The organism is Pseudochrobactrum sp. AO18b, assembly GCF_000409565.1.
In the GTDB taxonomy this organism is placed as follows: Bacteria; Pseudomonadota; Alphaproteobacteria; order Rhizobiales; family Rhizobiaceae; genus Pseudochrobactrum; species Pseudochrobactrum saccharolyticum.
This window is the reverse complement of record NZ_ANNO01000149.1, coordinates 1-6,756: the sequence shown is the minus strand read 5'-3', so window position 1 is coordinate 6,756 and position 6,756 is coordinate 1. Positions and strand designations below refer to the sequence as shown.

Annotated in this window: 6 protein-coding genes and 1 tRNA gene; 3 read left to right on the top strand and 4 right to left on the bottom strand. The window is 51.8% G+C overall.

Translation table 11 applies throughout. The features are described 5' to 3' along the window. Positions 1-77: 77 nt before the first annotated feature. The 3 genes from rpsA to aroA form a co-directional block, all read right to left on the bottom strand. Positions 78-1,778, bottom strand: coding sequence for a 30S ribosomal protein S1 (gene rpsA, locus A918_RS0106325; protein ID WP_022710244.1), 1,701 nt, complete (start codon positions 1,776-1,778; stop codon positions 78-80). A 176-nt stretch (positions 1,779-1,954) separates the two neighbouring features. After that, positions 1,955-2,596, bottom strand: coding sequence for a (d)CMP kinase (gene cmk / locus A918_RS0106320; protein WP_022710243.1), 642 nt, complete (start codon positions 2,594-2,596; stop codon positions 1,955-1,957). A 5-nt stretch (positions 2,597-2,601) separates the two neighbouring features. Further along, positions 2,602-3,954, bottom strand: a complete 1,353-nt coding sequence (aroA, locus tag A918_RS0106315; RefSeq protein ID WP_022710242.1) for a 3-phosphoshikimate 1-carboxyvinyltransferase — start codon at positions 3,952-3,954, stop codon at positions 2,602-2,604. A 349-nt stretch (positions 3,955-4,303) separates the two neighbouring features. Here aroA and A918_RS0106310 point away from each other — a divergent pair, with 349 nt between their 5' ends. Beyond that, positions 4,304-4,696 (top strand): TIGR02300 family protein, encoded by a 393-nt coding sequence (locus A918_RS0106310; RefSeq protein ID WP_028233465.1) that lies wholly within the window; start codon positions 4,304-4,306, stop codon positions 4,694-4,696. A gap of 265 nt (positions 4,697-4,961) precedes the next feature. Then, positions 4,962-5,037: transfer RNA gene (locus A918_RS0106305), tRNA-Ala, on the top strand. Positions 5,038-5,191: 154 nt separating this feature from the next. Here the strand turns inward: A918_RS0106305 and A918_RS0106300 are convergent. Then, the gene (locus A918_RS0106300; RefSeq protein WP_028233464.1) at positions 5,192-5,404 is read right to left on the bottom strand and encodes a hypothetical protein; all 213 of its coding nucleotides are present in this window, start codon (positions 5,402-5,404) and stop codon (positions 5,192-5,194) included. A 151-nt stretch (positions 5,405-5,555) separates the two neighbouring features. Here A918_RS0106300 and A918_RS0106295 point away from each other — a divergent pair. After that, positions 5,556-6,756, top strand: a 1,201-nt coding sequence (locus A918_RS0106295; RefSeq protein ID WP_022710239.1) for an NAD(P)/FAD-dependent oxidoreductase, incomplete at its 3' end; no start/stop codon positions are given.

Sequence of the window (6,756 nt, the reverse complement as noted above, 5' to 3'; positions counted from 1 at the left end):
GGCGGGGGGGGGGGGGATTTTCAACTCTGGAATGAAACAGGGCTCAGATCACAAGGACAAGTCCTGCTTAATCCATATTAGTTGTTTTCGGACTTCTTCATTGCTGCTGCAAGAATGTCGCCGAGCGATGCGCCGCTGTCTGCGGAACCGTACTGAGCAACTGCTTCTTTTTCTTCAGCAATTTCGAGAGCCTTGATGGAAACCTGCAGCTTGCGGGTTTTCTTGTCGAAGGAGATGACGCGTGCGTCAACTTTCTGGCCAACGGAGAAACGCTCTGGGCGCTGCTCGTCACGGTCACGGGACAGATCCGAACGCTTGATGAAGCTTTCGATGTCGTGGTCAACCAGTTTAACTTCGATGCCGCCATCGGTGATGCCGGTTACTTCACAGGAAACAACTGCGTTTTTGCGCAGGTCGCCGGAAGAAGCTGCTTCACCAACGCTGTCGCCGGTCAGCTGCTTGATGCCGAGGGAGATACGTTCTTTTTCGATGTCTACATCGAGAACGACTGCCTTAACAACGTCACCTTTGTTGAACTCTTCGATAACCTGTTCGCCCGGACGGTTCCAGTCGAGATCCGACAGGTGAACCATGCCGTCTACATCGCCGTCGAGACCAATGAACAGGCCGAATTCGGTCTTGTTCTTGACTTCGCCTTCAACAACGCTGTTGGCTGGGTATTTCTGAGCAAAGGTTGTCCATGGATTGTCGAGGGTCTGCTTGAGACCGAGCGAAATACGGCGCTTGACCGGATCCACTTCGAGCACAACAACTTCGACTTCCTGAGAGGTCGACAGGATTTTGCCCGGGTGTACGTTCTTCTTTGTCCAGGACATTTCAGAAACGTGGATCAGACCTTCGATGCCTGGTTCGATTTCAACAAATGCACCGTAGTCAGTGATGTTGGTTACGTTACCGGTGATCTTTTTGCCGATCGGATATTTCGCACCGATGCCATCCCAAGGATCATTTTCCAGCTGCTTCATGCCCAGGGAAATACGATGTGTATCCTGGTTGATGCGGATGATCTGAACCTTAACCTGCTGACCGATAGTCAGGATTTCGGACGGATGGTTTACACGGCGCCATGCCATGTCGGTAACGTGCAGCAGGCCATCGATGCCGCCGAGGTCAACGAACGCACCGTAATCGGTGATGTTCTTAACAACGCCGTCAACAACCTGACCTTCTTCAAGGTTCTGAACGATTTCAGAACGCTGTTCCGCACGGGATTCTTCCAGAACGGTACGGCGGGACACAACGATGTTGCCGCGACGCTTGTCCATTTTCAGGATTTCAAACGGCTGCGGGTTGTGCATCAGAGGGGTCACGTCGCGGATCGGACGAATGTCAACCTGTGAACGTGGCAGGAACGCAACGGCACCATCGAGATCAACGGTGAAACCACCCTTAACCTGATTGAAGATAACGCCATCAACGCGCTCACCTTTGCCGAATTTCTCTTCGAGGCGAACCCAGCTTTCTTCGCGGCGAGCTTTTTCGCGCGACAGAACAGCTTCGCCAAGCGCGTTTTCGATACGCTCAACGTAAACTTCTACTTCGTCGCCCGGCTTCATCGAGCCGTCTTTGCCCTTAGCGCCGAATTCCTTCAGCGGCACGCGGCCTTCAACTTTGAGACCTGCATCGATGATTGCCATGTCTTTTTCGATGGCAACAATACGGCCCTTAACAACATAACCTTCTGCAAGGTCATTATTGGCGAAGGACTCAGCCAGCAGAGCTTCAAAATCTTCGCGTGTCGGGTTAAAATCTGACATGTAGACTCCTGATGTATCCGTGAAATTCACGCGATACGGCGCCGGGGGTTGGTGTTTCGAGAAAGTCTGAAGACAAGCCGTTCTTAAAAAGAACAATCCGGCGCATGGCCTGAAAACAGACAATTTTTATATAAAAGACGCACAATTCGACGATTTTTCTGAAATTCAGACCAATGTCAGGCGCGCAATGCAGCATCTATCAGCTTTTTAGCTTCTAGAAATGCCGCTTCTATATCCATTTTACTGGTATCGATCAAGTGCGCATCGCTTGCAGGTTTTAAAGGCGAAGCAGAGCGGTTCATGTCGCGCTCATCACGGCGCTTCAGATCGTCCAGAACTTCATTATAATCCGCATCCGCGTTTTTTGCACGCATTTCATTAAAACGGCGCTCTGCACGCACTTCCGCTGAAGCGGTGATATAGAGTTTTACCGGCGCATCAGGGCAGACAACTGTGCCGATATCACGGCCGTCCAGCACAGTGCCGGGCAGATTTTCTGCGAATTTGCGCTGCGCTTCCACAAGGGCATGACGCACTTCCGGCATGACGGCCACTTTCGAGGCTGCCTCACCGATATCGTGGGCGGACAGCACAGTGCGATCCAGCCCTTTGAGATCGAGTTCCTGTGCAGCGCGCGCAGCAATCGCTTCATCATCGAGCGGTAAACCCTGATCAATCAGGGCTTTAGCAACTGCGCGATAGGTGAGGCCGGTATCCAGATGGTGAAAACCGTAATGCGTGGCAAGATTGCGGGCCAGCGTCCCTTTTCCGGAAGCTGCAGGCCCGTCAATGGCGATGATAAAAGCTTTATCCTGCATTGCGGTTATTTGGCTCCGGCCATGCTGATATCTGCACCCAAACCACGCATCAGATCCATGAATTCAGGGAAGCTGGTTGCGATCATTGTGGCATCATCAACCGTTACCGGTTTTTGAGAGGCCAGACCAAGCACAAGGAAGCTCATGGCAATACGGTGATCGAGATGGGTGGCAACAGTGCCGCCGCCAAAACCCTTGCCGGACGGATTACCGCGAACGCTCAGGCTCATCTCACCTTCTGTGCAGTCCACGCCATTGGCTTCAAGGCCACGGGCAACCGCTGCAAGGCGATCTGATTCTTTGACACGCAATTCATCCAGACCATCCATAATGGTTTCACCTTCCGCAAATGCGGCGGCAATAGCCAGAACCGGATATTCGTCGATCATTGACGGTGCACGTTCAACCGGCACGGTGATGCCGGTGAGTTTTGACGAACGCACACGCAGGTCAGCCACATCTTCACCGCCTGCAAGGCGCGGATCGAGAATGTCGATCTGGGCACCCATTTCCTGCAAAGTGGTAATCAGGCCGGTGCGGGTCGGGTTCATCAGCACATTGCGGATGATGATATCCGAACCTTCGGTAATCAACGCAGCAACCAGCGGGAAAGCGGTTGAGGACGGATCGCCCGGCACATCAATGATCTGACCGGTGAGCTTGCCCTGACCGGTGATATGGATATGACGTACGCCGTCCTTGTCAGTTTCAACGCTCAAATCCGCGCCGAAGCCTTGCAGCATCTTTTCCGTGTGGTCACGGGTCATCACCGGTTCGATCACTGTGGTCACGCCCGGCGTGTTGAGACCAGCCAGCAGAACGGCCGATTTCACCTGAGCCGAGGCCATTGGTACACGGTAACGGATCGGATTGGCTGTGCGGGGGCCGCGTAATGTCAGCGGCAGGCGGTCGCCTTCAGCGGCTTCAACCTGTACGCCCATTTCACGCAGCGGATTGAGCACACGTGCCATCGGACGTGAGGTGAGGGATGCATCGCCCAGAAATGAAGTTTTCATATCATAGGTGCCGACCAGTCCCATGGTCAGGCGTACACCGGTACCGGCATTGCCGAAATCCAGCGGGGTTTCTGATTCCAGCAGGCAGCCATTGCCGGTGCCGTTGATGATCCAGATATCGCCTTCCTTGCGGATTTGTGCGCCCATGGCCTGCATGGCTTTGCCGGTGGCTAGAATATCTTCGCCTTCCAGCAGGCCGGAAATGCGGGTTTCACCAGAAGCAAGACCGCCGAACATGAAAGAACGGTGAGAAATCGATTTATCGCCCGGAATACGGATATCGCCCTTCAGGTCGCGCGAGCGACGGGAGGTTGCGGGTTTGGAAACTTGAGAGTGAGACATAATATTACAGTCAGTTTATGCTGCCGTTTTTTAAGCTTTAAGCGCGTTTCAGACAGCGCGGTCAATCGAGGTGACAAAGGTCTAGCATAGGTTTAACCGCAGGTCATCCTGCAAACTGAGCGGAATTTATGCGGGCGGAAGCCTGTGCGGCATTGTGCGGAAAAACCGGCGTATTTTCGCCACGAAATACCGCAAAGCAGCATGATTCAGCAAAACATGTGTCTTTAGCTTTGACAAAGGCATCGAAATCCGTTTATGCACCAAAAAACACCGAAAAGGCTTTCCGGTTTTATCTCTTGTTTCAGGAGATGTGCGGATGCCGCAGCCGGCACAACTTATGAGGCTTGACGTGGCAAAATCTGAACTTGGCACAAAACGTATCGATCCGGAAACGGGCAAGAAATTTTATGATCTGAATAAGGACCCGATTGTTTCTCCTTATACAGGCAAATCCTATCCGCTGTCTTATTTCGAAACCAGCGTTGATACCCGCGTGGAAGAAGAAGAGACAGAAACCGAAGAACTGGATACAGCACTGGATGCACCGGAATTCGTATCTCTGGAAGATGCGGATGATGAAGCAAAAGGCGACGACATTCCTGATCTGGATGATGACGATGATGTGGATCTCGGCGATGACGATGATCCGTTCCTGACCACAGATGATGAAGACGAAGACGATGATGATATGTCCGGTCTTCTCGGCGGTGGCGGCGGTGTTGGCGACGACGACGAAAGCTGATCGCCGGTCATTCCGAACCTGAATTGCAAATGCCCTGCACTGTCACCAGTGCAGGGCATTTTGTTTTTTAGTGCTTTTGCACTACGGAAAAGACGTTTTGCTGCGGGATTTGCAAATAATTTGAATAACTTTGAAAGAGTTTGATTTTTGCTCTTGATCTTCCGTAAAAGGCAATTTATGTAGCCGTCACGAACAGATCACAATCTGCTTCGCACCACCGGAACCGACGCTCAGGTCGGCATGTTTCAAAAACATGATCGGTAATGGGGCCATAGCTCAGCTGGGAGAGCGCTTGCATGGCATGCAAGAGGTCAGCGGTTCGATCCCGCTTGGCTCCACCAAAAAATCACAAAACATTTTATTCTATAAAACAATGTCTTGAAAAAGATGCTCTGTTTGATTCTCCATATTCCGATCAAGGGTTTTGCCTTGTCTGAAAAGGAACCAATTGGCTGTCAGTCAAATGAAAACCTTCTGATTAAGCTCAGAGCTTCATCAGAAATTCAGGTTCTTTGAGATTTGCCATTCATTGTCGGCGTTCAGTTCTACGCGCTTGTTGCCCCGGTAGAAGATCGGGTTTCCGGTTTTCTTGTCCATGGAAAAGCGGGTAGGGGCAAGCCTGTCGTCCTCGTAGCCGGTTGTCGCCAAGGCGAGTGCTTCTTTGAATTTACCGTCTTTGCATAGATTCTTAAAAAGGCTCAAATTCATTGGTTTGCTTTCATCCATCCTTGTTGCTCAGACCTGCTTTTAGGAACTTCCTGCACATTAAGCTATGCCTTAGGCACGGTTAATGCAGCATAGTGGCAAAATAGGTGGTATGTTTTCAGCCGAACAGATCTCATGCAGAACGGGATGCGTTATGAAAAAGAAGCTTGTGGTTATTGGTGCGGGTTTTGCAGGCCTGCAGGTCGTTCACGGGCTGAAAAATGCTGATATTGACATTACTTTGGTGGATCGCCGCAATCACCATCTTTTCCAGCCTTTACTCTATCAGGTTGCAACCACCGTGCTTGCAACATCTGAAATAGCATGGCCGATCCGCCATCTTTTCCGTGATCGCCCGGAAGTGACAACTTTGCTTGATGAGGTTGTCGGAATTGACCGTGTTCATAAAACAGTGCGCCTGCGCAACAGTGCTGAATTGCCTTATGACATACTCGTTCTGGCAACGGGTGCACGCCACGCCTATTTCGGTAAAGATAAATGGGAAGCCTTTGCGCCGGGTCTGAAAACACTGGAAGATGCAACGACAATTCGCAGGCGCATGTTGCTGGCTTTTGAGCAGGCGGAACTGGAGACGGATCCGGCCAAGCGTGAAGCATTGCTGACATTCGCTGTGATTGGTGCGGGGCCGACAGGTGTTGAAATGGCCGGTATGATTGCAGAACTTGCTCATCACACGCTGCCGCGCGAGTTTCGCCGTATTGATACACGTCAGGCGAAAGTTCTGCTGGTTGAGGCCGGAGCGCGTGTTTTACCGAGCTTCAGCGAAGATCTATCCGGTTATGTCCGCAATGCACTGACAAAGCTCGGTGTCACCGTTCGTACAGGTGTACCGGTCACAGCCTGCGATGAGAGTGGTATCACAATCGGTGAGGAGCCGATTGCCTGTCGCACAATCGTCTGGGCGGCTGGTGTGCAGGCATCGCCTGCAGCGCAGTGGCTTGGAGCAGAATCGGATCGTGCGGGCAGGGTGGTTGTCACTAAGGATTTGCGGCTTGCGGATGATCCGTCAATTTTTGTGATCGGTGATACGGCCTCGGTCAAATGGGGTGAGGATCAATCCGTGCCCGGCATTGCTCCCGCTGCCAAACAACAGGGTAGCTTTGTTGCAAAATGCATTCGTGCCATGCTGAAAGGTGTGCCTGCACCTGAAACTTTCACATATCGCCATCAGGGTAATCTGGCGACAATCGGCCGAAAAGTTGCTGTTATCGAATTCGGAAAATTCAAGCTGAAAGGCATTCTGGCGTGGTGGATATGGGGGCTTGCCCATATCTATTTTCTGATCGGAACGCGTTCACGACTTGCAGTCGCGTGGAGCTGGCTCTGGATTTATC